The 1,464-nt window shown below is 64.3% G+C and carries 1 protein-coding gene; it reads right to left on the reverse strand.

The window, feature by feature from the left end; genetic code table 11:
* Positions 1-145: 145 nt before the first annotated feature.
* Positions 146-658, reverse strand: coding sequence for an REP-associated tyrosine transposase (locus tag IC535_RS18680; protein ID WP_228887737.1), 513 nt, complete (start codon positions 656-658; stop codon positions 146-148).
* Positions 659-1,464: the final 806 nt, after the last annotated feature.

Below are 1,464 nucleotides of genomic sequence, written 5' to 3' on the forward strand. Positions count from 1 at the left end.
CGATCGACTGCCGTTGCACGGCCCGCGCCCGGTGATGGCATTGCAATCACCGGGGAGGGCTCTGTGTAGCTGGGGCATCGCTTCGATACGGGTCCCGGCGTCAAAGCACCCATCGTCGTTGTCGGCAGTCGTTTGGGAACCGACCCTACCGATGGGGACCCTGCTCGGCCGAGGCGTCACCCGCGGCCGCCGAAGCGGCTGGAGACGCCTCCATCGGCCAGCGCGTCCAGAGATAAGGGTACTCACCTACGCCGGCGACCAACCCGGCGCGGATCGGGTTTTCGATCAGGTACCTGGCCTGGTTCTCCAACGACTCGTCCGAACGCACGCAATGGTCGTAGAAACCACGCTGCCAGAACGCCCCCTCGGTATGCCGGTGCAGGTTCAAGGCGCGCGATGAGCGCGATTTGAATGCCTGCATGCAGCGGCTGATATTGCCTTCACGCAACTGCATCAACCAATGCACATGGTCGGGCATCACCACCCATGCCAGGGTACGCGAGCGGTGTTCGCGATCGGAACAGCGCAGCGCTTCCACCACGCATTCGACGCTGGCCGCGTCGACGAACACCTTGCGGCGGTCGGCCACCCGGGTGGTCAACATATAGAAGGCACCCCGCAATGAGCGGCGCCCGATCAACAGACGGGAACTGGACATGCCTCCAGCGTCGGGCGTAGGCGTGGCCCAGACCATCCGGAAGAGACGGAATCAGGCGTCGGAAGAATGCGGAATGCGTGATCGGGCGTTGTCCGCGCCGGTGGGGTCGCATCCCGATCGACTGCCATCGCACGGTCCGCGTTCGGTGATGGCATTGCAATCAACGGGGAAGGCTCTATGTGGCTGGGCACCACTTCGGCCTGGGCCACTGCGTCAATGCACCCACCGCCGTTATCGGCAGTCGTTTGGGAACCGACCCTACCGGGGGCCATGCGCGACCCGGATGCCGCCGCGGCGGCACCCGCGCTGGTAGGGTCGCATCCCGATCGACTGCCATTGCACGGCCCGCGTTCGGTGATGGCATTGCAATCACCGGGAAGGCTCTGCACGGCAGAAGCACGCTTCGGTATGGGTCCCGGCGTCAAAGCACCCACCGCCGTTATCGGCAGTCGTTTGGGAACCGACCCTACCGGGAGCCATGCGCGACCCAAATGCCGGGGCCCCGGTAGGGTCGCATCCCGATCGACTGCCATTGCACGGTCCGTGCCCGTTGATGGCATTGCAATCAACGGAGAGGGCTCTTCGCAGCTGGCACACCGCTTCGATACGGGCCCCGGCGTCAAAGCACCCATCGCTGTTATCGGCAGTCGTTTGGGCACCGACCCTACCGGCGTGATGGCGTGTGGACGCACAAAGAAAAAACCCCGCTGCGTGAGCAGCGGGGTTTTGGGGTATAAACCCTGGCGATGACCTACTCTCGCATGGCTTAGGCCACACTACCATCGGCGCAGCTGCGTTTCACTTCC

Origin of the sequence: Stenotrophomonas rhizophila, from assembly GCF_020857975.1 — a bacterium.
Classification (GTDB): Bacteria; Pseudomonadota; Gammaproteobacteria; order Xanthomonadales; family Xanthomonadaceae; genus Stenotrophomonas; species Stenotrophomonas rhizophila_C.

Coding starts and splice junctions, on each gene's coding strand:
- IC535_RS18680 (WP_228887737.1), bottom strand. CDS start 658: ATGTCCAGTTCCCGTCTGTTGATCGGGCGCCGCTCATTGCGGGGTGCC.